Origin of the sequence: Photorhabdus sp. RM96S, from assembly GCF_042879335.1 — a bacterium.
GTDB lineage: Bacteria > Pseudomonadota > Gammaproteobacteria > Enterobacterales > Enterobacteriaceae > Photorhabdus > Photorhabdus kayaii.
Genome location: NZ_JBHFKT010000186.1, coordinates 1 through 439, shown reverse-complemented (window position 1 = coordinate 439; position 439 = coordinate 1). Strand labels below are relative to the sequence as shown.

Annotated in this window: 2 protein-coding genes; both read left to right on the top strand. The window is 62.4% G+C overall.

Features of this window, described 5'->3' with window-relative positions; all coding sequences use genetic code 11:
* Positions 1-6 precede the first annotated feature (6 nt).
* Positions 7-168, top strand: a complete 162-nt coding sequence (locus tag ACGF49_RS24890) for a type VI secretion system domain-containing protein (protein ID WP_387493431.1) — start codon at positions 7-9, stop codon at positions 166-168.
* Positions 165-439: hypothetical protein (locus ACGF49_RS24885; RefSeq protein ID WP_387493429.1), on the top strand; the 275-nt coding region annotated here is incomplete at its 3' end. The genes ACGF49_RS24890 and ACGF49_RS24885, both read left to right, overlap by 4 nt.

Below are 439 nucleotides of genomic sequence, written 5' to 3'. Positions count from 1 at the left end.
GCGGGCATGAACGCGCTGGCACAACAACATTACCGCCAGCTGCGCCAGGCCGGACAGCACCTGTCACTCGCCGACTGGGAACCCGGCCTGCTGGCGGCGCTGGCCGAAAAAGCCCCGATGACCGCCCCCGCAAAGGCGACGACAGCAAACAGGAGCGTTAACTCATGAACTGGCTTTCTCTACTGCTCAACAATATCAAAAAACCGGCGATGCCGCGTCTGCCGCCCCTGAAAGCCACCGCCTCGCTGATACTGGCCCTCCTGCCCTGTCTGGCCCTCCTCTGGCTGTGGTGGTGGGGACCCGACTGGCAGTTTAAGCAGACTCATCCGCTGGAAACCCTGTCTGCCCGCTGGCTGGCGACGGTCGTCATCCTCCTGCTGGCCCTGAGCGTTGTCGGGATAAAAATCTGGCGCCGCCTGCGCCAGCTTGAAAAGCTTAA

Coding starts and splice junctions, on each gene's coding strand:
- ACGF49_RS24890 (WP_387493431.1), top strand. CDS start 7: ATGAACGCGCTGGCACAACAACATTACCGCCAGCTGCGCCAGGCCGGA.